Origin of the sequence: Vibrio stylophorae (genome assembly GCF_921293875.1) — a bacterium.
In the GTDB taxonomy this organism is placed as follows: Bacteria; Pseudomonadota; Gammaproteobacteria; order Enterobacterales; family Vibrionaceae; genus Vibrio_A; species Vibrio_A stylophorae.
In genome coordinates this window covers 1,050,954-1,072,119 of the sequence record NZ_CAKLDI010000001.1, presented here as the reverse complement: position 1 = coordinate 1,072,119, position 21,166 = coordinate 1,050,954, and the positions used below count along the sequence as shown (strand labels likewise).

Annotated in this window: 15 protein-coding genes and 8 tRNA genes; 6 read left to right on the top strand and 17 right to left on the bottom strand. The window is 47.0% G+C overall.

From position 1 onward, the window contains the following. Positions 1 to 49 precede the first annotated feature (49 nt). The gene (locus L9P36_RS04905; protein WP_237465398.1) at positions 50 to 1,684 is read left to right on the top strand and encodes an amidohydrolase family protein; all 1,635 of its coding nucleotides are present in this window, start codon (positions 50 to 52) and stop codon (positions 1,682 to 1,684) included. Between the two features lie 70 nt (positions 1,685 to 1,754). Here the strand turns inward: L9P36_RS04905 and L9P36_RS04900 are convergent, their stop codons facing one another. After that, the gene (locus tag L9P36_RS04900) at positions 1,755 to 3,053 is read right to left on the bottom strand and encodes a hypothetical protein (protein ID WP_237465397.1); all 1,299 of its coding nucleotides are present in this window, start codon (positions 3,051 to 3,053) and stop codon (positions 1,755 to 1,757) included. Positions 3,054 to 3,408: 355 nt separating this feature from the next. Between L9P36_RS04900 and L9P36_RS04895 the strand changes: the two genes are divergently transcribed. Continuing rightward, complete coding sequence (locus L9P36_RS04895) at positions 3,409 to 3,783, top strand: hypothetical protein (protein ID WP_237465395.1); 375 nt, start codon at positions 3,409 to 3,411, stop codon at positions 3,781 to 3,783. A gap of 116 nt (positions 3,784 to 3,899) precedes the next feature. Here the strand turns inward: L9P36_RS04895 and L9P36_RS04890 are convergent, their stop codons facing one another. Continuing rightward, the gene (locus L9P36_RS04890; RefSeq protein ID WP_237465393.1) at positions 3,900 to 4,391 is read right to left on the bottom strand and encodes a DUF2780 domain-containing protein; all 492 of its coding nucleotides are present in this window, start codon (positions 4,389 to 4,391) and stop codon (positions 3,900 to 3,902) included. Positions 4,392 to 4,699: 308 nt separating this feature from the next. Between L9P36_RS04890 and L9P36_RS04885 the strand changes: the two genes are divergently transcribed. Further along, positions 4,700 to 5,128 carry a hypothetical protein gene (locus L9P36_RS04885; RefSeq protein WP_237465392.1) on the top strand — a complete coding sequence of 143 codons (429 nt, stop codon included), beginning with the start codon at positions 4,700 to 4,702 and terminating at the stop codon, positions 5,126 to 5,128. A 72-nt stretch (positions 5,129 to 5,200) separates the two neighbouring features. Here the strand turns inward: L9P36_RS04885 and nspC are convergent, their stop codons facing one another. The 3 genes from nspC to L9P36_RS04870 form a co-directional block, all read right to left on the bottom strand. Continuing rightward, positions 5,201 to 6,334, bottom strand: a complete 1,134-nt coding sequence (gene nspC / locus L9P36_RS04880) for a carboxynorspermidine decarboxylase (RefSeq protein ID WP_237465391.1) — start codon at positions 6,332 to 6,334, stop codon at positions 5,201 to 5,203. 100 nt (positions 6,335 to 6,434) lie between these two features. Continuing rightward, entirely contained in the window at positions 6,435 to 7,718 is a 1,284-nt protein-coding gene (locus L9P36_RS04875; protein WP_237465390.1) for a carboxynorspermidine synthase, read from the bottom strand. A gap of 81 nt (positions 7,719 to 7,799) precedes the next feature. Continuing rightward, positions 7,800 to 10,691, bottom strand: coding sequence for a pyridoxal phosphate-dependent class III aminotransferase (locus L9P36_RS04870; RefSeq protein WP_237465389.1), 2,892 nt, complete (start codon positions 10,689 to 10,691; stop codon positions 7,800 to 7,802). Between the two features lie 679 nt (positions 10,692 to 11,370). Here L9P36_RS04870 and L9P36_RS04865 point away from each other — a divergent pair. After that, positions 11,371 to 12,951, top strand: coding sequence for a methyl-accepting chemotaxis protein (locus L9P36_RS04865; protein WP_237465388.1), 1,581 nt, complete (start codon positions 11,371 to 11,373; stop codon positions 12,949 to 12,951). 81 nt (positions 12,952 to 13,032) lie between these two features. On the opposite strand, the gene L9P36_RS04860 is transcribed toward L9P36_RS04865, so the two are convergent. Then, the gene (locus L9P36_RS04860) at positions 13,033 to 13,347 is read right to left on the bottom strand and encodes a hypothetical protein (protein ID WP_237465387.1); all 315 of its coding nucleotides are present in this window, start codon (positions 13,345 to 13,347) and stop codon (positions 13,033 to 13,035) included. 339 nt (positions 13,348 to 13,686) lie between these two features. Between L9P36_RS04860 and L9P36_RS04855 the strand changes: the two genes are divergently transcribed. Beyond that, positions 13,687 to 14,418, top strand: a complete 732-nt coding sequence (locus L9P36_RS04855; RefSeq protein ID WP_237465386.1) for a carbonic anhydrase — start codon at positions 13,687 to 13,689, stop codon at positions 14,416 to 14,418. Between the two features lie 203 nt (positions 14,419 to 14,621). Here the strand turns inward: L9P36_RS04855 and L9P36_RS04850 are convergent. From L9P36_RS04850 to uvrY, 11 genes are all read right to left on the bottom strand, one after another. Beyond that, a tRNA-Cys gene (locus tag L9P36_RS04850) sits at positions 14,622 to 14,695 on the bottom strand. Between the two features lie 28 nt (positions 14,696 to 14,723). Next, a tRNA-Leu gene (locus L9P36_RS04845) sits at positions 14,724 to 14,810 on the bottom strand. 73 nt (positions 14,811 to 14,883) lie between these two features. After that, positions 14,884 to 14,960, bottom strand: a tRNA-Met gene (locus tag L9P36_RS04840). 50 nt (positions 14,961 to 15,010) lie between these two features. Further along, a tRNA-Gly gene (locus tag L9P36_RS04835) sits at positions 15,011 to 15,086 on the bottom strand. A 35-nt stretch (positions 15,087 to 15,121) separates the two neighbouring features. Further along, positions 15,122 to 15,198: transfer RNA gene (locus L9P36_RS04830), tRNA-Met, on the bottom strand. Positions 15,199 to 15,248: 50 nt separating this feature from the next. Further along, a tRNA-Gly gene (locus L9P36_RS04825) sits at positions 15,249 to 15,324 on the bottom strand. A 14-nt stretch (positions 15,325 to 15,338) separates the two neighbouring features. Next, a tRNA-Met gene (locus L9P36_RS04820) sits at positions 15,339 to 15,415 on the bottom strand. A gap of 27 nt (positions 15,416 to 15,442) precedes the next feature. Then, positions 15,443 to 15,516 (bottom strand) — tRNA-Cys (locus tag L9P36_RS04815). A gap of 367 nt (positions 15,517 to 15,883) precedes the next feature. Continuing rightward, a complete protein-coding gene (gene pgsA, locus L9P36_RS04810; RefSeq protein ID WP_237465385.1) occupies positions 15,884 to 16,444 on the bottom strand; it encodes a CDP-diacylglycerol--glycerol-3-phosphate 3-phosphatidyltransferase in 561 nt (186 codons plus the stop codon). 47 nt (positions 16,445 to 16,491) lie between these two features. Further along, positions 16,492 to 18,318, bottom strand: coding sequence for an excinuclease ABC subunit UvrC (gene uvrC, locus L9P36_RS04805; protein ID WP_237465384.1), 1,827 nt, complete (start codon positions 18,316 to 18,318; stop codon positions 16,492 to 16,494). Between the two features lie 2 nt (positions 18,319 to 18,320). Further along, entirely contained in the window at positions 18,321 to 18,965 is a 645-nt protein-coding gene (gene uvrY, locus L9P36_RS04800; RefSeq protein WP_237465383.1) for a UvrY/SirA/GacA family response regulator transcription factor, read from the bottom strand. 520 nt (positions 18,966 to 19,485) lie between these two features. Here uvrY and L9P36_RS04795 point away from each other — a divergent pair. Beyond that, positions 19,486 to 21,114 (top strand): methyl-accepting chemotaxis protein, encoded by a 1,629-nt coding sequence (locus tag L9P36_RS04795; RefSeq protein ID WP_237465382.1) that lies wholly within the window; start codon positions 19,486 to 19,488, stop codon positions 21,112 to 21,114. Positions 21,115 to 21,166: the final 52 nt, after the last annotated feature.

Below are 21,166 nucleotides of genomic sequence, written 5' to 3'. Positions count from 1 at the left end.
CTGGATTTTGCCAACCATACTTAGGCATTCCACCACCGAGGATCACCCCATGCGACCCACTCGTTTGTTATCCTCGTCAACGCCTTGTGCTGTTCGTTGGCGACATATGTCCCGCCATATCAATACTTATGTTCATGCGTTTCTCATCATCTTGCTGATCTCCATGAGCGGCTGTTCATCCAGCTTTTATGACAGTGATGATCCGCTCGCGAAAATTCGTTATCAAACGCCACAAATGGTGGTTTGGATGACCGAATTTCCCAAAGGCGGCGATCTGCATAATCACGCCAGCGGCGCCAATTACATTGAACATGGTCTGCTCTTTGCTGCGCAGCAAGGCGACTACTTTGATGTTCAGCAGATGAAAATCTTTGCCTCGAACGAGCAATTTCATCCCAACTCAGCGAGTAAGCAAGTTCCCTGTGAAGGGAAAATCAAAGATCATGATTGCGTGATCCGTGCTCATTCACTGATTTATAAGAGCCAATATCAACCACAGCTTCTTGCCTATCTCGATATCGTCAGCATGCGTGGTTGGCATGAAAATACCGACGATGGCCAAGATCATTTCTTTGATACCTTTGCACATAGCGCCATTCCCGATTGGGATGATCAATCCATCGCGCTCATTTTGCTACGCAATCACCAGCAGCATATTCGCTATGTCGAACTGATGGCCAGTACCACCCCACCAGAGGTAATGGCGACACTCAAAGAAAAATTGCCTGAATCCGCCTTTGACCCCAACAACTTTGAAGCCAATTACCAAAAAATTGCGCCCTACCTTGAAGGCGCGCAATTTAAGCAAGCCATTGACCGATTTATGGCAACAAGAGAAGCAACCATAGAGCAGGTGCTCAACACTCAAGGGCTGACCACCATTGGTCCCCAGCCCGATATCGTGGTGCGCTACATTTCACAAATGAAGCGGCTTGACGGTCCCTATGATTCATTTTTGCAAGCTGCCGCCTATATGAAGGCATCGACCTTACATCCCAATATTGTGGCGACCAATCTCGTGCAAAATGAATCAGGCCTACCCGCACTCGCCAATTTCGAGACTCAAATGGCGATCATCGATTATTTTTGGCAGAAATATGGCGCGCCAAATATCGCCCTACATGCAGGGGAGCTGGTGCTACGTGAGTCCCCCGTTGAGCCCATGCGCGATCGCATTTCACAAACCATCATCAAAGGTCATGCAGAACGCATCGGTCATGGCGTTGCCATTGCGTGGGAGAGTAATCCAGCAAAAACCATGGCCAAAATGCGCGAGCACGGCATTGCCGTTGAAATTTGTCTTTCCAGTAATCACAGTATCCTTGGTATCAAAGGCAAAGATCACCCGCTGCACCTCTATCTTGATGCTGGCGTCCCTGTGACGCTCGCAACTGATGATGAGGGTGTTTCTCGCTCAAATCTCACCATGGAATATATTCGCGCAGCACAAGAGCAGCAGCTCAGTTATAACCAGCTCAAAATGATTGCGAAAAATGCGCTGGCCTACAGCTTTCTCGGCGGCCAAGGGATTTATGATGCGGATGGCAATATTCTCGCCTCCTTTGAACCTTGGGTTGAACAAAACCAACCACCGAAAATTAGCGCCAGCCTCTCAACCAAACAGTACCTACAGATTCGCCATGAACAAGATTTGCGCCGCTTTGAGGCCAAATATCTCAACTAACAGCTAAAACATAAAAAGCGGGCTTAGCCCGCTTTATTGAATGCATCGTAGATGCACGAAGTGAGCACAGTTACTGCGCCGCATCTTCTCGCTTGAGCTGATTTGGATGGATTAAACAAACCTTTTCCACTTCCGGCATATTCGGCAACATTAAACACAGATATTTGTCATTCATGGTCACTTGCTGATCTGGAAAAACGCGTTTCACTGCATCGACCCATTGTGAGACTGGCTGTGTGTGAATCGCATTACTCATCAATATTTTTATCTCTACTGCCCGTGTTTTCTGAATATAAGGAAACCACACATTTTCGCTACAGGTCATTTCACCGAAAATGTAGCCAAACAAATTTTTCACCACAGGCATTTGCTTCTCACGAACAGGCCACTGTTCATCTGGTTGTGCCAAATACGCCTCTAAAGATTGTTGCGAACGAGCATTCATCCCTTCTTGATGACAGTACTGAATATAATTCGTCGTCATGTTGTGTTTATAGAGTAAGTTCAGCACAGGTCTTGGAAATGGTATCCCCCAAAATATCTCTGATGAATTATCGTAAAAATCCGCTTGAATAACACGAGTAAAAAGAGTGAGTTCATATGCCATCACTCTTTGATAATCTCGCTCCTCAAGCGTCATGGGCACAAGTGGCGGTGCTGGTACATCATAGTAATAAATAAATTGATGACGAAAATTCAAACATAAATTAAGCAGTACACGTATATGACCATGTGAAATTAAATAATCGGTACGAGACAAGCCATCACGCAACAGCGCAATCAAGCGTTCCAGTTTGGCAAAGGCCTGCACTTCTTGACCATTTTCCGCTTGTACTAAAATCGATTGCAGCACTAAATGAGTACCCGCATTCAAAGAATTAGCCTCATATAAATGAATGCCATCACGGCCATTCATTTGCATAAAATCAGGCAAGGCGATGAGCGTCCAAAAACGCGCCATAAACTGTGCATGCGGCGCGACATTTTCTTTCGCGGCTGCCAGTAATTCCTCAGTGAAACAACTCGCCCGCTCGCTATAAAAGCATTGCAACCGCTCCCAGCGAAAAGACTCACGGTGCGCCTGTAAATCCCCGATTGTGCTCTCGTCAACATCAATACCTAGCTCTTTGGCATAAAGCGCCTTGCCATAGTCAATGGGGTCTTTATCTGCTGGTGCATGCATACCAAGCTGATAGAAAAACGCCTGATCATCTTGAGATGCCGAATGTTCGACACGCTCAATAATCGCTTGCGCTTCTCTGGATAATGGCTCATCACCATGGACATAGATGGCTAAACCAATTAGCGCAATCAGCAGCAACAATAGTAGATAACCAAAAAATTTTAGTAATTTACGTATCCAGCACATCACTCAGCCATCAATCCATTGATTTGAAAGAAATAAAATATCACTCAAACATCAATGCACCTACTTTCATAAACAAAAAATTCAGCCTAACCTATTGATTCACGTCATGATTCACAAATTTGAGCAACGATAAGGGAAACAATTTCAAGATTAAAAAAAGCGAGCTAAGCCCGCTTTCCATTCTTATGTGAAATAAATGTAATTGACATTTAACGCAATAGGTAATGCATCACAATGCTATGATTTTTATGTCATTTCCATATAAAAACGAGTGAATTATCACCATCCTAATATTTTTCCCACTGAAGCGAAGCGTATAATCCACACCTCAAAAACATACATATATAGAGGATATATGAACCCTATTCTAAGAAAAACCTTTGGTGGATTATCTAAGCAATACTATATACGCCAATTTATTTTTTCAATTCCATTTTTAGCACTACTCCTATTTACAGAATTGAAAAGCGAAAGCATTAGCGTTATCAAATTATTGGTTTTCACAAGCCTCTCGTTTATTTACCCATACTCACGATTTGTTTACGAATCCGTAGTAAAATACATTATGGGCAATAACATTCTCATCGTGAACCTTCCATTAATGCTAGCAGTAAAAGCTTTCACCATGTTTTTTTGCTATATGATGGGATTTGTAATTGCACCAATTGGATTGGCTTATTTATATTTTCACTTCACTGCCGCAGAGAAAAAAATAAACAGCCAAGCATAATATGCCATTCATGAAAATAAATTCATTATATAAAAGCGGGCTGAGCCCGCTTTTATTTTCAAACATCTATTATCGAAGTGCGCAGAACGACTATCTGCCATTTCAATTGAGTACATTTACTGCCATAAACTGGTGAGTGAGCTCAGCAGTGATGAGCTCGCACCTTGCGCTTTTAAACCATTAATAATCAGCGGTGCAAAGGTACTCACCATGGAAGGATCGAGCCCCAGCGCTGAAAAGGCACTATTCAAACTGCTGTTATTAGTCACCAGCGAGGTCAATCCCGTGCTCTCCAGCGCGCCATAGCCAGGAATTAAGCTACTAAGCTCTGAGTTTTGTTCGCTACCCAGTGAATTTTGCGCCAGTGCCAATAGCGAGCCGAGACCACCAACCGCCTGTTCATTACTGACATTTGTGGCCTGCTGAATCGTATCGGCCAGCGGATTACTCGCACCTTGTGCGCCCCAAGCTTGCATCGCTGTTGTCAGCGCTGTTCCCGCCAATGCGCCATAGCCACTATCACTGTCAGCATTTGAGCTACCTGAAGTGCTTTGACAACCCAACAATGTTGCTACCATCAATGCGATAAAATAAACACGCGTTTTCATGATTGATTCCTTCTTAATTTTCAGTACTTAGCCATCACCAAGTACGTTCCATGGACGGATTAAGTATGGAAGTGATATCGCCATGCTGCTGAGAACTTTATGCATATCAAAGAGGAGAAACCTACGGAAAAGCTTTGTCGAAAAAATAGCATTGAAAAAAGTAATGGAAGCATAGAGGAGCTATGCAAAGCACAACGCCAGCATTGGCACTATTAACACCATTGACAGAAACAAAATTAACATTGAAAAATCATTAACTTAAGGTTAAATTCTTTGCTTTCGCCAATAGCGGTCAATGAGGCTATGTGATGTACAAAGCGCTATTTTCCACATTCACCATCGCGGTACTAAGTGCATGTACGCCTTTCACAGGCACATCCACTGATTATGACTATTGGCAATGGGAGGCAGGAAAACTAGTGCAAGCCAACCATTTGACCACAGAGCCCACACGTCAGGAAATCATTCATCATGCGCTCCAATCGGCAAGTGTGAATTCAGATCTCTCAACCATTATTGCGCAAGTGGCAACGCCAAATGCAACACCAGTGACCATTGAATTGGGCCATGAACCCGCACTATACGATACCGTGAATGAGATGGTGATTTGGCATGTTTGGCTTGTTTTTCAAACGGATGATGCGGTTTCACCTTATCGCTGTGGCATTGATTTTTTTATGCGCGATGACAACCGCCAAGCCATTGCCGAAACCTTTCGTTTGTATGGTAGTTGCTAGCAAATAAAAAGCGGGCATGGCCCGCTTTGTATCATCTGTTGTTTCTACGCGTGGTGTTATATCGATGCGTGGTTAGGAAATAGACCACTGAGATAAGGTTCGTTTGAAATCTTGATAGTCGAACTGATTGAGCAGTTCAATGCGGCCATCTTGGCGTTGGCAATAAATGCTAGGCATTTTTAGGCCATTAAACCAGTTGAGTTTAACCATGGTATAGCCGCCGCTATCTTGAATATGCAAACGCTGGCCAATGGCTAAAGGCTCAGCAAAGCGACTAACGCAGAACTGATCACCGGCGAGACAAGAGCATGAACCAATCACATATTCATAATCGCCGTTTTGATCTGCTTCTGTGACTGATGCTGGCTCATGATAGATCAGGGTGTCCAAACGGTGCGCCTCAGTGGCGGAGTCGACAATCGCTGTTTTCATGCCATTTTCGACAATATCGACCACAGTGACCACCAAGTCGGTGGTATTGGTGATCACCGCTTCACCCGGCTCTAAATAAACTTGCACTTGATGACGCTCCGCAAAGGATTTCAGCGCTTCCACTAGGGTATCTAAGTCATATTCGGGATAGGTGAAAAACACACCACCACCTAAACTTATCCACTTTAATTGGTCCAAATAGTCGCCAAATTGCTCACTAATTTGCGTAAGTAATGCCGAAAATGTGCTGGCATCCTTATTTTCACAGTTCATGTGGAACATAGCACCGTCAAGCCCTGCAAAAATACTGGGATCAATCTGGTCAAAATGTACCCCAAGGCGAGAATTAGCCCGCGCTGGATTAGCTAAATCTTGGCTGGCATAACTGACGCCAGGATTGAGACGAAGACCCAGCTGCGTTTTTTCCTGCGCAAGATGGCGATAGGCTTGAAGCTGGCTTTGCGAATTAAAGATCAATTTGTCGCACATCGGTACCACAGCACGCACATCTGCCTCGCTATAGCCGACGCTATAGGCATGAGTCTCGCCGCCAAAGGTTTCATAGCCCAGCATCACCTCAAAAGGGCCACTACTGGTGGTGCCATCAAGGCTGTCTTTGATGATGTCAAACACCCCCCAAGTGGAAAAGCATTTCAGCGCAAGTACCAATTTCACCCCAGAGCGTGCTTTGAGCTGCTGACAAATTTCAAGGTTTCGCCGCAGCTTGCCTTCATCAATCATAAAATAGGGGGTGGCTAATTGACTCTGTTCCATTGCTCTCTTTCCATGACATTCATTGAAAACAGGCCGATATTGTCGGCCTGTTGATGGTGCTTTTACTTGCTGTATTGCCTGCTGTATTGCATTTCAAGGCTTAAACAAGCGCAGCTTCTACTTTGGGCTCGGACACATTGGCGCGCAAATCGTGGATCACTGGCGCTTGTGGCGTTAATTCTTGAACTTGCCAGCCCAAACCAAGCGCAGGCATGGTTTCAAGGAATGGATCAGGATCAAGCTGCTCGATATTAAACACCCCTTTTCCTGCCCAAGCGCCTTTGAAGTACATCAATGCTGCGGTGATCGCCGGCACACCTGTGGTGTAAGCAATGGCTTGATGTTCTACATCACGATAGGCTTCTTGGTGATCGGCATCGTTATAGATAAAGACGCTGCGCGCTTTGCCATCTTTGCTGCCCTGAACCCAAGTACCGATACAGGTTTTGCCGGTATAGCCTGGGGCCAAAGAAGTTGGATCAGGCAGCATGGCTTTGAGCACTTGTAGCGGCTGTACCACAGTGCCGTCGGCCAAGGTAAGTGGATCAGGGCTCAGTAGGCCGATATCGCGCATGCAGTTAAAGTAATTGAGATAGCGATCGCCAAAGCCCATCCAAAACTCAATGCGTTTGGCGGGAATAAATTCTTGTAGCGAGCGAATTTCATCATGCGCCATGGAGTAAATTTTGAAATTACCCACCACAGGAAAATCAAACTCCATCATGCGACTATGACAAGGCACGCGTTGCCAGCCATCATTTTCCCAGTAGAAAGAGTCGCCCTGAATTTCAAGCAGGTTGGTTTCAGGATCAAAGTTGGTGGCAAATTTCTTACCGTGATCGCCCGCGTTCACGTCCATCACATCGATGCTATCAATCTCATCAAAAAGATGTTTCACCGCATAAGCGGCAAATACGCTGACCACGCCCGGATCAAAGCCTGCACCCAAAATAGCGGTGATCCCTGCTTGCTCATATTTCTCACGAAACGCCCATTGCGGATCGTAAGCTTCTGGTACTTGCTGACCTTCTGAGCACAAATCCACAGCAACAGAGGTATCTAAGTAAGAGACTTTGGCGCGATAGCAGGCTTCCATCAAAGGTACATTGATCCAAGGCGAGCCCACGTTCAATACCAAGTCTGGTTTCACTTCTTCAATCAGTGCCACAACGGCGTCAATATCATCGGCGTTCACTTGGCGCGCTTGCAATAATTTGCTTTTATCTTTGAGATTATCGCGACCATGAATGGAGCGAATAATCGCTTCGCATTTATCGATTGTGCGTGATGCAATGGTGATATCGCCCAATACATCATTATTTTGTGCCGCCTTATGCGCCACAACCCAACCCACGCCACCGGCGCCAATTTGTAGTACTGCCATGATTGTTCCTTTTCATCATGGCTCAGCCTTATCTAAAACATATCTAAGGCATATGCAAGATAAGGCTGAGCGATCTCTAAATTAAGCGTGCTCAGACACAATGCGCTGTGCCAAAGCGGTTAAGTTGTCAAACAGGGCCGTAAAATCACTTAAAGCCAAGCATGGATTGAGCAAGGTGAGCTTAAGCGCTACTTGCCCATCCACAATGGTTTCACCCAGCACAGCCACGCCATCCACCAGCGCACGTTCACGCAGTGACTTGTTGAGGCCGTCTAGATTTGCCATTGGGCTGCCGTGATAACGGAATAGCACAGTGGACAGCGATGGCGTACACAAAAGCTCCCAATCCGCTGATTGATTGACCATGTCCGCCACTTGCTGTGTTTGTTGCAACAGATGGTCATACATCGCCCCCAAGGTGCGCGTGCCCACGCATTGCATGGTCATCCAGACTTTCAGTGCATCAAATCGCTTGGTGGTGGCCAATGATTTATCGACAAGATTTGGCAGCACATCATCTTCGCGGTTGAGATAATCTGCGTGATGGCGCAGATAGTTAAAATGCGCTTTATCTTGAATCAGCAAAGCGCCGCAGCTGATTGGTTGGAAAAAGAGCTTATGAAAATCAACGCTCAATGAATCTGCGCGCTCGACCCCATGCAATCGACTAGCGTGGCGACTCAAAATCAATGCGCCGCCGTAAGCTGCATCCACATGCAGCCACAAATTGTGCTGCGCAGCGATATCAGCAAGGCCGTTGATATCATCAATGGCGCCGTGATCTGTGGTCCCTGCCGTACCAACAATGGCAAAAGGCAGCAAACCTTGCGCTTTGAGATCATCAATGGTGCTCACCAAAGCCGCCAGTTGCATGGAGCCATCTGGATTACATGGCACGCCAACCACAGCTTGCTCGCCTAGCCCCATCAAAGAGGCGGAGGTTTTCACCGTAAAGTGTGATTTTTGCGAACAAAGAATGCGCATTTTACTGGCGTAATCAGGCAAGCCTTGCTGCTGAATATTGTGGCCAGTGTAGGTGTCCGCCGCCCAATCGCGAGCAAGCAGCAAGCCCATCAAGTTGCTCTGAGTACCACCGCTGGTAAACACACCGTCACTTTGCGCGCCCAGCTGATAGGTTTGACAGAGCCAATCCACGACTTTTTGCTCAACGAAAGTTGCAGCGCTGGCTTGATCCCAAGAATCCATAGACTGATTCAATGCACTGATAAAAGATTCCGCGGCCAGAGCTGGCACCAAAGGTGGAGTGTGCAAATGCGCAATGCAATGCGGGTGCTGCACCAAAATAGAGTTGCGCGCGATAAGATCGCGCGTTTGCTCAATCACTTGCCCCAGAGGCAACGCGCTGTTGGTCAGGTTGACAGCATCAATCTGCGCTTTTAGAAGATCTGGCGCCACACCTGAATAAGGTGCGTCGGCATCTTCGAACACTTGCTGCAGGGCATCAGTAGCTTGGGTGATCGCCGCTTGATAGCTATCACTGCCACCTTGTGCCACCGCAATAAAATGCTGCTGCCAATTGTCATTAGCCACAGGCTGCTCTTGGGTTTTTGCAGGACCGGCGGTGGCAATCACCGCTTTGCTAAAGGCATCAATAACAAAATCAAGCTGTGCATCAGAGATAATCAGTGGCGGTAAGAAACGAAGCACCGAGCCTTGACGGCCACCCTTTTCGATAATCAAACCACGCTCAAGTGCTGCGCGCTGAATCGCAATCGCCAGCTCTGGCGCTGCTTTTGGCTCACCAAATTGGTTACGCGCGCCAGATGGGTCAACAATTTCCACGCCTAGCATCAAACCGCGGCCACGCACTTCACCCATACAATCGGTATAGCCAGCAATGCGCTCTAATCCGTCACGCAGGTATGCGCCCGCAACTTTTGCACGTTCTGCCAAACCGTCACGGGTGATGATCTCAAGCGCTTTTGCACCGGTGCTCATGGCCAGCTGATTACCACGAAATGTGCCTGTGTGCTCGCCCGGACGCCAAGTATCGATGTCTTTATCAAAGACCAAAATCGACATCGGCAAACCGCCACCCACTGCTTTTGACAGACAGAGAATATCTGGCGTCACACCCGACTCTTCAAAAGCAAAGTGATGGCCACTCTTGCCGATACCACATTGAATTTCATCGAAAATCAATAAAATACCGTGTTCTTTGGTAATGCGGCGAAGCTCGCGCAGCCAAAATGCTGGCGCTGGGATCACCCCGCCCTCGCCTTGAATCGGCTCGACAATGATCGCCGCAGGTTTCGCGACACCGCTTTCATCATCGCTGAGCATGCGCTCAATGTAACGAATGCTTTGGCGCGCACCCGCGTCGCCATGCAAACCAAAGGGGCAGCGCAATGAATATGGGAAAGGCAAAAATTGCACATCAGCCATCAGTCCTTGACGGCGCGCTTTGGTATTGAGATTACCCATCATTGCCATGGTGCCGTTGGTCATACCATGGTATGCGCCATGAAACGCTGCCATGGTGTTGCGACCCGTGGTTTGCTTGGCTAGCTTAATGGCTGCTTCGACGGCATCGGCGCCTGATGGGCCGCAAAATTGAATACGTGCACGCTTTGCAAATTCGCTAGGCAAAAACGCCATCACCGCTTTGATAAAGCGATCTTTAGCTGGGGTGGTGAGATCCAGGGTTTGCAGCGGCAAGCCCTGGGCCAAATGATCAGCAATGGCTTGATTAATCTCAGGGTGGTTATAACCCAGCGCCAAAGTACCAGCGCCAGCCAAACAATCGATATATTGTTGGCCCTTGCTATCTTCGACAATCACACCATGCGCTTTGGCAATGGCCAAAGGCAAACGACGCGGATAAGAGCGTACTTCAGACTCATAATGCTCTTGGCTAAGCAGCAATTCATCTGGGGTTAAATCATAAAGTTCGTGAACAACAGGCACGTTCTGAGCATGCTTGATGTCATCCAATTCAAAAACAGTGGTCATGGCTACATCCATATAAAGCCCGCAGGCACTATCAACAGGTGCGCAAAATTGGCACTTGCTGGAAATCAGGTAAACGAACCCCTGCAAACGCAATGGCGCTTACAGTGCAATATGAAGGCGCTGAGTTTTAAGGCTCAGTGATGATGGTATACTTTGGCAGTCGCGTGCAAAGGCAAGCCCAAAGCAGTGCAACAGGGGAATGAGTGGGGTGTAATGTAAATCGAGTCATGGTTGGGTACCCTCAATATGGCTCTGTTTCCTATATCAGAGCGCACTATTAATGCCCTTCTATTGATGACGCCCGTCATCAATACCTACGGGTTGCATTTCTCCACGGAAATGGCAACGACTGTGATTGATCAAATATCCAGCAATCACAACGGCGCGAAAATTAACATAGCTATGGGTCACACGCCAGAATTTTATGAGCATAAATATCACTTTTTTATGTGATAACACTTTGAATAATTTATAAATCCATCAACACCTTCATGCTAAGCCTTATATTTCCTAGGATGCCAGCCAACCCATCGCAATCGTTTTCCTTTTCTGGCCACTTCAATATTGCAAAAGGGATTTGATAAAAAGCGCATTTTTTCGTAAAAAAATGGCTGTTGATTTTATTATCAACACTAGCTTTGTTATGGTTATTGCCAATCTCACTAGGGGTAATAGCTGCATGAATCAAAAAAAGCCGAACACGTCTGATCAACACCAAAAAGAAAAACTGTATGCTGATACGGCCAATTTGATTTCAACCACAGATCCCAAAAGTATCGTCACCTATGCCAATCAGGTCTTTTGTGATGTTGCTGAATATCAAGCCGAAGAACTGCAAGGACAGCCACATAATGTCGTGCGCCACCCAGATATGCCCAAAGCAGCTTTTGCTCAGCTTTGGTCCTATATTCAAGGCGGCAAAAGCTGGATGGGCTTGGTCAAAAACAAATGTAAAAGTGGCAAACAGCACTACTGGGTCTCCGCCTTTGTAACGCCAATTATGGGCCCCGATGGCAAAGTGCTGGAGTACCAGTCCGTGCGTTCACAGCCCACACGTGAGCAAAAACAGCGCGCTCAATCGCTTTACCAGAAAATCAATCAAGGCAAAGCCAAACAAACACCGCGTATCGCCTTTCACTTAATTGGTATTGGTTTTTCAGCGCTCAGTACCTTGGCCGCTTTGATTGCGACCTTCGCTCAAGATTTGGGCATTTGGGGCGTGGGCCTAAGCGCACTGTGCGGCGTAACACTTGTCAGCCAATGGCTGCAATGGCGACGTTTTCAAAACATTCGGACCCTTGCGAAAGCCGCTTACAGCAACCCCTTAATGGAATATCCCTATACTGGCGCTTTTGATAGCTACTCTGAAATTGAGTTAGCACTCTTGATGCGAAAAGCCGAGCTTCGCGCCGTTGCTGGGCGCACCAGTGATACCTCTGGGCAAATTTTGCAATCCGCTGAAGAAGAGTTCGCCACCCTGCAACAGATTGATCAAAGCCTCAATCAACAATGCCATGAAACAGAGCAAGTTGCCGCCGCCGTTGAAGAGCTCACCCACTCCATTGGTGAAGTGGCTAACAGCGCGACCGCAGCCTCCATGGTGACCCAAGATGCGCACCTTGAATCGCAGCAAGGCCGTGATTGTATTGAAGCAACCATGGCCGCTGTAGATGAGCTCACCCTATCACTCAGCGATTCGCAGCAGATCATTCATCAGCTCTCCCAAGACAGCCAGAAAATTGAACTGATTTTGGATGTGATCACCACCATTTCAGAGCAAACCAATTTGCTGGCGCTCAATGCCGCTATTGAAGCTGCACGCGCCGGCGAGGCTGGTCGTGGATTTGCCGTCGTTGCAGGTGAAGTGCGTAATTTGGCGACCAAAACAGGTGAAAGCGCCAATGAAATTCAAACACTGATCACCTCATTACAAAAAACCGCCGAGCAAGCCGTGGTTGCGATGAGCCAAGGCGGTGAACTTTCACAACAGTGCAAAATGCGAGCGGATGAGACAGGTCAGGTACTCACACAAATCACAGATAAGCTGAATCAGGTCACCGATAGCAGTCAGCAGATCGCAGCAGCGGTTGAGCAGCAAGCAACGGTTACGCAAGATATTAATCGTAATATCAATAATATTAAGCTTTTTGCTGATGAAACTGCGGTGACCTCACAAAGCTCCATCGAGCGCACACGCGGCTTGGTTGCCCGTATTGAAGATCTGCAACGTTTGATTCGCCAATTTAGCGCTGAGCGCTAAACGCACCTTTCGTCGTAATGAATGCTGCACAAAAAAGCGAGTCTAAGACTCGCTTTTTTTATCCATGAATAATGATGCCTGTTAACAGCCTTCCCAACCCAAATGGTAACGCGGCTGGCCATCAGGACGAGTGAGCACGCTATCATCATCCTGATGAAGGTGCAGATGGTAAGCTTGGCTCTCAGCACGGCGCTCACACTGCTGCTCATATTGCTCAACATCGATTTGCCAGACCTCACCAGGAAGGGGCTCTGGCGACATAAAATATGGCTCCACCGATGACAGCGCAGCCCACCAAGCTTCCAATGCCATCGCGCTCATATTGGGTCGCCAACACCAATAGCGATAACCATACTCTTCATCAATTAATACCAAAAAATCGCGCTTGTTGATCATCACACCTCACAGCGAACCATCGCCAAACCAAGCTAATATTTTATTAAAATCAATCATCTAGAATATCGATATTGCACAGTCCTTACCATTCACTAGCTCACATTCCCAAACCAAGGTGCAAATTCAAATTGGCCTATGGCGAAGCTTTGCAGACATCTCACGCTTTACCCTAGTGCTGAATGCATATTTTCCGCATAGCTTCGAGTCATTTTGCATTGCATCCATGTAAAAACAGATTTCACTCAAAGAACACGTCTATTTTTCAAGACAGGCATATGCTTAGTGCGATCCTGCGAACAGACGTCACGCAGCAACATGATGGTATACAAGGAGTCAATCATGAAACAATCTGGATTAGTGGCAATCATCGCCACGCTCGTTTTTAGTCACAATGCATTTGCCGATGAGCATGGGCACTGGGGATATGAAGGGAAACATGCACCAGCGCACTGGGGTGAAACCTTTGAGACCTGTGGTACTGGCCTCAACCAATCACCAATCAACATCGCAGACAGTGTTGAAGCGGAGCTCTCTCCTTTAGCATTTACTTATCAAGGGGAAGTCATCAATCTCACCAACAATGGGCACACGCTACAAGCTGGATTAACCGGTGATAACCAGGTTCAAATTGATGGGCAATCTTTTGTCTTAAAACAATTTCACTTCCATACCCCATCAGAGAACACGGTCAAAGGTCAGCATTACCCATTGGAAGCACACTTCGTCAACAGTGATGCCAAAGGTAATCTTGCTGTGGTTGCTGTAATGTTTGAAGAAGGCAAAGCCAATGCAGATTTAGCAAAGTTGATTGCCACCTTGCCAAAAACCAATCAACAGACCCAACTCTCACAGCCTTTTGCCACCAAGGCACTACTTGCAAACAGTGATAGCTATTATCGCTTTAATGGCTCACTCACGACGCCACCTTGCTCAGAAGGCGTTCGCTGGTTTGTCCTAGAAAAACCACTGACTGCAAGTAAACAACAGATCGCAGCAATGCAAGCCGTGATGGGCAACAACAACCGTCCTGTCCAAGCGCTCAATGCTCGCCTTGTTTTGGATTCTGAATAATTAGAACCTATTAAAGTTCAACAAATTCAGTCAAACATCGCCCGCGCTGGTTATAGGCCATCGCGGGCTGTTTTATATCCACTTTTTTTGATTTTGATAAAAAAGCTAAATGGCTTTCAGCAAGCGATACGATTTTGGTCAATAAATGCGTAAATGCTAGAAAGCAAAAAACCCAGCCAAAGGCTGGGTTTTCTACTGAATGATGGAGGCGCCTCCCGGAGTCGAACCGAGGTCCACGGATTTGCAATCCGCTGCATAGCCACTCTGCCAAGGCGCCAGATTCAATTGCTCATTCAAGCGTTAGATGGTGCCCCGAGCCGGACTTGAACCGGCACAGCGCGAACGCCGAGGGATTTTAAATCCCTTGTGTCTACCAATTCCACCATCAGGGCACGCAAACTGGTTGCGATGCTGTGACTAATTGTCTGACACCATCTCATATCGCCGAAGCCATATGTTTGAATGTGGTTGCGGGAGCTGGATTTGAACCAACGACCTTCGGGTTATGAGCCCGACGAGCTACCAAGCTGCTCCATCCCGCGTCCGGATGTCATCATTTAAAAGCATGATGAAGGCTTTGTCCACAAAAGAGTGGAGCGACACACGAGGTTCGAACTCGTGACCTCAACCTTGGCAAGGTTGCGCTCTACCAACTGAGCTAGTGTCGCATTATTCATCGCACCTGAATGCGCTGAATTAAATTTGGTTGCGGGAGCTGGATTTGAACCAACGACCTTCGGGTTATGAGCCCGACGAGCTACCAAGCTGCTCCATCCCGCGTCCGGATGTCATCATTTAAAAGCATGATGATGGCTTTATCCACAAAAGAGTGGAGCGACACACGAGGTTCGAACTCGTGACCTCAACCTTGGCAAGGTTGCGCTCTACCAACTGAGCTAGTGTCGCATATTATATGAGATTGGTTGCGGGAGCTGGATTTGAACCAACGACCTTCGGGTTATGAGCCCGACGAGCTACCAAGCTGCTCCATCCCGCGTCCGATTACTCATTTCACACTGTGAAATGGAGGCGCCTCCCGGAGTCGAACCGAGGTCCACGGATTTGCAATCCGCTGCATAGCCACTCTGCCAAGGCGCCGTTATCTCATTGTTAGGTTTGGATTAACACCCTCACCTGCTGTCCCTCATCGCTGCTGCGCTGCGGTACGGGGTGCATTCTACGGATTGGCGTGATCGAGTCAACAGATAAATCACGAAAATTGAATCGTTTGTCGGTTTTTCAATCATTTCACTTATTGTTTCAACAATTCGAACAAGAATGCAGCGCAAAAATTCACTTTTTTGTGTTCATTCACGAAAATAAAGCGTCGCAGCGCATTGCAAAATCCGAGTTCAGACAAATAAGAGAGAAGCAAACATGGCCCTAAGCCTTATTTTTTCTTCACTAGAACGAAAAAACCGCACTAGCGTGCGGTTTTTGTATCAGATGACGTCGAAATGAGAACTTACTCTACATCATCCAACAGGTAATCTTTTGCTGCATAGAGATATTGGAACATCGACCAATAGGTCAGTGCGGCGGCAACATACAATAAGACGTAGCCCAACTCTGTCACCCAAGGCAGATTGTCTGGATGCCAAAGCAAGAAGACCAAAGACATCATCTGTGCTGCGGTTTTAAATTTACCAATCCAAGAAACGGCCACACTGGCACGCTTACCTAGTTCTGCCATCCATTCACGCAAAGCTGAAATAATAATTTCGCGACCAATCATGGTCAGTGCAGGAATGGTGATCCATACAGAGTCGTAATGCTCAGTGATCAGTACCAGCGCGGCAGCAACCATGACTTTATCCGCAACGGGATCAAGAAATGCACCAAAGCGGCTGGTCTGCTTTAGTCGACGCGCTAAAAAGCCATCAAACCAGTCGGTCACACCAGCAATGACGAAAATTAAAGCGGCGGCAAAAGGAGACCAAGCAAAAGGGAGATAGAACGCCACTACAAAAACAGGAATCAATCCGAGTCGAATCAGAGTGAGAATATTGGGTATGGTAAAGCGCATAATACTGAACAGGTTATGTTTGACCCTGCTATGGTGCACCATCGTGGTTAATGTTGCAACGCATCAAATACTTTCTGGGCCAGTGCGCGACTAATTCCGGGGACTTTAGCGATCTCTTCCACACTCGCTTTCTTCAATTCTTGCAATCCCCCCATGTGTGTGAGGAGTTGCTGCCGTCTTTTGGCACCGATTCCCTCGATCTCTTCAAGTGTCGAGGTTCGTCGCACTTTGGCGCGCGCAGCGCGGTGACCACCAATGGCATGATTGTGGCTTTCATCGCGAATATGTTGAATAAGATGCAGTGCGGGGGCATCGGCGGGTAAAGACTCACTGCGGCCATCGGCAAAAATCAGTGTCTCAAGACCCGCTTTACGGGTGACCCCTTTGGCAATACCAATCAGCTGGGATTGCTTCGGCCAGTCCTGCATTAAAGGTACAACTATCTCAAGCGCCCGATTGAGTTGCCCTTTACCCCCATCAATCCAAATGATATCTGGAATTTTGTCAGGGTCTTGCTGTTTACCATAACGGCGCGCCAGGACTTGCGCCATGGCCGCATAGTCATCGCCACCGGTAATACCGGTAATATTGTAGCGGCGATATTCTGCTTTCATTGGCCCTTGCTCATTAAAGACCACACAAGAGGCCACAGTTTTCTCGCCCATGGTATGACTGATATCAAAGCACTCCATGCGGGTGATGGTCTCCATCCCCAGCGTTTGAGCCAGTGCATCAAAGCGCTGCTTCATGGTCATACGATGACTCAGCTTACTTTGCAGCGCACTTTCAGCGTTGGTTTGCGCTAATTTTAGATAACGCGCACGCTCGCCGCGCGGCTGCGACTGCAACTGCACTTGCCGACCAGCAACTTGGCTAATCGCCTCGCTCATCCCCTGCTGCTCATCCAGCGCTTCAATCAGCAAAATATGATCAGGCAAGGCGCGCCCTTGCAACCCATCCAAATAGTATTGGCTCATAAAGCTTGCCAATACCTCAGAATTGCTCACATCCGATGGCATTTTAGGGAAAAAGCTGCGACTACCCAGCACCTGCCCTTGGCGAATCATCAATAGATGAATACAAACCATCCCTTTTTCGCGCGAAAGTCCCAATGCGTCTAGCTCTTGATCGCGACCCGCCACATATTGTTGCTCTTGCACCCGGCGCAGCGCTTTAATTTGGTCGCGCAGTTTTGCCGCGCGCTCAAAGGCCAAGGTTTGACTGGCTGCTTCCATTTTAGCCACCAGATCCGCAATCAGCTGTGTATCTTTACCCTGCAAGAACAGCTGCACCATCTGCACCAGCTCATCATAATCGCTATCACTGATATAGCCGGACACACAAGGCGCGACACAGCGGTTGATTTGATAGAGCAAGCAAGGACGCTGGCGGTTGGCATAAACGGTGTTATCGCACTGGCGAATAGGAATAATACGCTGCAATAAATGCAGACTTTCACGCACCGCACCACCATCAGGATAGGGTCCAAAATAGTGCCCTTTTTTGCGTTTTAGGCCGCGATGCATGGATAAGCGCGGGTGCTTGTCTTGGCTTAGGAAAATATAGGGATAGGATTTGTCATCACGCAGCAACACGTTATAGCGTGGGCGATGTTGCTTAATTAAATTGTGTTCGAGGATCAGCGCTTCTGTTTCGGTGTGAGTAACCGTGACTTCAATTTGCGCAATGTGTGATACCAATGCACGCGTTTTTTCGCCATCGACCTTCTTGCGAAAATAGCTGGATAAACGTTTGTGCAGGTTTTTTGCCTTACCGACATAAATGATGTCGCCTTCGGCATTATACATACGATAAACGCCCGGCTGCTGAGCAACCGAGCGTAAAAATGATGGTGCATCAAATGCTGCAACCACAGTTACAGCGTCTCTGTGTCCAACATGCCATAGCGAATGGCGAGGTGGGTTAACTCAACGTCACCGTTGATATTGAGTTTTTCAAATAAACGATAACGATAGCTGTTGACCGTTTTCGGACTCAAGCTCAGTTGCTCAGATATATCCGTGACCTTTTCACCCTTGGTGATCATCATCATGATCTGCAGCTCACGCTGAGATAACTGTTTAAACGGGTTATCCGCATCAGGCGTAAATTGCATCAGCGCCATCTGCTGCGCAATCTCTGGGGAGATATAACGCTGACCACTATAGACAGCACGAATCGCTTGAATCATCTCTGCAGGGCCTGCACCCTTACTTAAATAACCCGCGGCCCCCGCCTGCATGACTTTGGTCGGGAACGGATTTTCAGTATGCACGGTCAGTACGATAATCTTGACATCAGGACAGGCGCGCAAAATCTTACGCGTTGCCTCAAGGCCACCAATGCCAGGCATATTCATGTCCATTAGGACAATGTCGGTATGCTCACTACGACACCATTTCAGTGCCGCTTCTCCACTGTCAGCTTCCCCTACTACTTTAATTCCACGGACATCTTCTAAAAGACGTCGAATCCCTGTGCGAACCAGTTCGTGATCATCAACAAGGAATACATTAATCAATTCTGTATCTCCACATGATTTGGTTCTGCTACGCGCATCATGTTGACCGCATGCACAGCATTTTAACCAAGTTTTGGTCAAACTAAAAACGAAACCAAGACTGGATGTGCTAGCTGCTATTTATTTCATCAATTCAATTCTATTAGCTTGATGAATAATGGACGAATTTTATTTCCTGTACCTTGATAAAATTGTGTCGGCACCATCACAAATAAAAATCTTCAATGCCTTCTTTTTTTACCCGCAATTCCTTTTTTTCTTCCTCAATCAAAGCAAAACAATGACCAAAGATGCCTGATACCATGCGCGATCAAAGCCATTTATGCAATGCGCAAGTCATAATTTTGACGGTTTGGCGCCATTTTTTTTGCTCTATTTATATTAAAAATTATTTTACTACAGTAGATAATTCCTAGAACGAGATCACAGTTTCGTGTATATTTTCGCGCCCGACTTGTGATGTACACCAAATATATTGTCTGCATGGATGCGAGCAATAAAACAACCTATTGAGGCAATTATGCAGCTTTCACTGAAAAATATTTCTATTAGAATTCAGGTGTTAATACCTGTGTTCATTCTAACCGCTTTACTCATCAGCTCTCTGCTAGTCGCTCAAAATAGATTGACTACTGAACAAAATAACATTGAACTCAACACCCAAGATTTGGTTGCGTTCAAAGATGCACTCGCGAAAATTGATGACCTCGTGTATCCCATCCGTATCGATGCGGTCTATGCGATTTACGATCCAGCACGTCGCCAAAAATTAATTGACAGCATGGATGCCGCCACGTCTGAAATTAACAGCAACTTGGCTGTTCTATCACAAGAGCCTGGTTTTGTGGCACAAACCAATCAAGTAAAGGCGGCGATCGATCAGTACTTTGATTTTTCTCGTCAAGCGATTCCCCTACTGAATCGTCACGATCAAGGCCTACTGAGCAATGCAGAATTTGATGCCTTTATCGCGAAATACCGCCTTGTGGGTCAAACCATGGTCGGCCAAATTAATGACCTATCACAAAATGTGAATAGCAAAGCATCTGCTGATCTCAATGCCAGCATGCAAGCCAACGAAACCCTGATGACCAATGTCAGCTGGTTTATCCTCGTGTTGTTTGCGATTTGCTTTGCCGTGGCATGGTGGTTGTCAGGTATGATTGTTGCGCCAATCATCAAACTTCAAGCCGTAATGCGTGAAATCGCAACGGGTAACCTATCCGTACAAAGCGAACATGACGGCAATAACGAAGTTGCCGAGCTCAGTGCTGATATCAACTTAACCGTTCGTCAGCTACACGAAACCGTGAATGCACTCACCAAGATCAGTGAAGATGTTGCTTCAGCATCAACTGAATTGGCTGTTGTGATGACTCAAGCGGAAGACAACGCGCAACGTGAACTTAACGAGATTGACCAAGTCGCCTCGGCTGTGAATGAGCTTTCAAGCACTGCCGCTAACGTTAGCGATACAGCAATGCTTGCTGATGGCACCTCAAAACAAACTGATGAGCTTGCGCGCTCTGGCTTGGATATTTTCCAACAAAGCCATGAAGCAAGTGAATTGATGGCCGCGTCACTCAATGATGCAGCCGCGGTTGTGACTCGTCTTAAAGAACAGTCAGAGCAAATCAGCAATGTTGTTGAAGTGATTCGTGGCGTGTCTGAGCAAACCAACTTGCTTGCACTGAACGCAGCCATTGAAGCCGCTCGTGCGGGTGAATCAGGCCGTGGTTTTGCCGTGGTAGCCGATGAAGTACGTCTGCTTGCCGCCCGTACACAAGACTCAACGCAAGAGATTCAAACCATCATTGAAGAGCTTCAAGCGCAGTCTGGTAATGCCAACGACAGCATGCAAAATAGCTTGGAGATTTTGGGCCGTAACCAAGATCTTGCGCGTCAAGCCAATGATGCGCTCGTGGGTATCACCGATGCTGTCTCACAAATCAATGATATGAACACCCAAGTAGCGACTGCTGCTGAGCAGCAATCACAAGTGACCTCAGACATTAACCGCAACGTCAGCAATATGTCGGAACTTGTGAACCAAAACGTTGCGGGTATTGCGCAAAACGCTGCCGCCAGTAACGAGTTATCGCGTCTTGCTGAAATGCAAAAAGAGCAATTGTCTTTCTTTAAACTCTAAAGTCAGACCTTGGCACAGCTGTATTTTGCACGCAAAAAAAAGGCCCACATCC

Bases quoted from the DNA above. Each gene is read 5' to 3' on its own strand.
- L9P36_RS04905 (WP_237465398.1), top strand. From the start codon at position 50: ATGCGACCCACTCGTTTGTTATCCTCGTCAACGCCTTGTGCTGTTCGT.
- L9P36_RS04900 (WP_237465397.1), bottom strand. From the start codon at position 3,053: ATGTGCTGGATACGTAAATTACTAAAATTTTTTGGTTATCTACTATTG.
- L9P36_RS04895 (WP_237465395.1), top strand. From the start codon at position 3,409: ATGAACCCTATTCTAAGAAAAACCTTTGGTGGATTATCTAAGCAATAC.
- L9P36_RS04890 (WP_237465393.1), bottom strand. From the start codon at position 4,391: ATGAAAACGCGTGTTTATTTTATCGCATTGATGGTAGCAACATTGTTG.
- L9P36_RS04885 (WP_237465392.1), top strand. From the start codon at position 4,700: ATGTACAAAGCGCTATTTTCCACATTCACCATCGCGGTACTAAGTGCA.
- nspC (WP_237465391.1), bottom strand. From the start codon at position 6,334: ATGGAACAGAGTCAATTAGCCACCCCCTATTTTATGATTGATGAAGGC.
- L9P36_RS04875 (WP_237465390.1), bottom strand. From the start codon at position 7,718: ATGGCAGTACTACAAATTGGCGCCGGTGGCGTGGGTTGGGTTGTGGCG.
- L9P36_RS04870 (WP_237465389.1), bottom strand. From the start codon at position 10,691: ATGACCACTGTTTTTGAATTGGATGACATCAAGCATGCTCAGAACGTG.
- L9P36_RS04865 (WP_237465388.1), top strand. From the start codon at position 11,371: ATGAATCAAAAAAAGCCGAACACGTCTGATCAACACCAAAAAGAAAAA.
- L9P36_RS04860 (WP_237465387.1), bottom strand. From the start codon at position 13,347: ATGATCAACAAGCGCGATTTTTTGGTATTAATTGATGAAGAGTATGGT.
- L9P36_RS04855 (WP_237465386.1), top strand. From the start codon at position 13,687: ATGAAACAATCTGGATTAGTGGCAATCATCGCCACGCTCGTTTTTAGT.
- pgsA (WP_237465385.1), bottom strand. From the start codon at position 16,444: ATGCGCTTTACCATACCCAATATTCTCACTCTGATTCGACTCGGATTG.
- L9P36_RS04795 (WP_237465382.1), top strand. From the start codon at position 19,486: ATGCAGCTTTCACTGAAAAATATTTCTATTAGAATTCAGGTGTTAATA.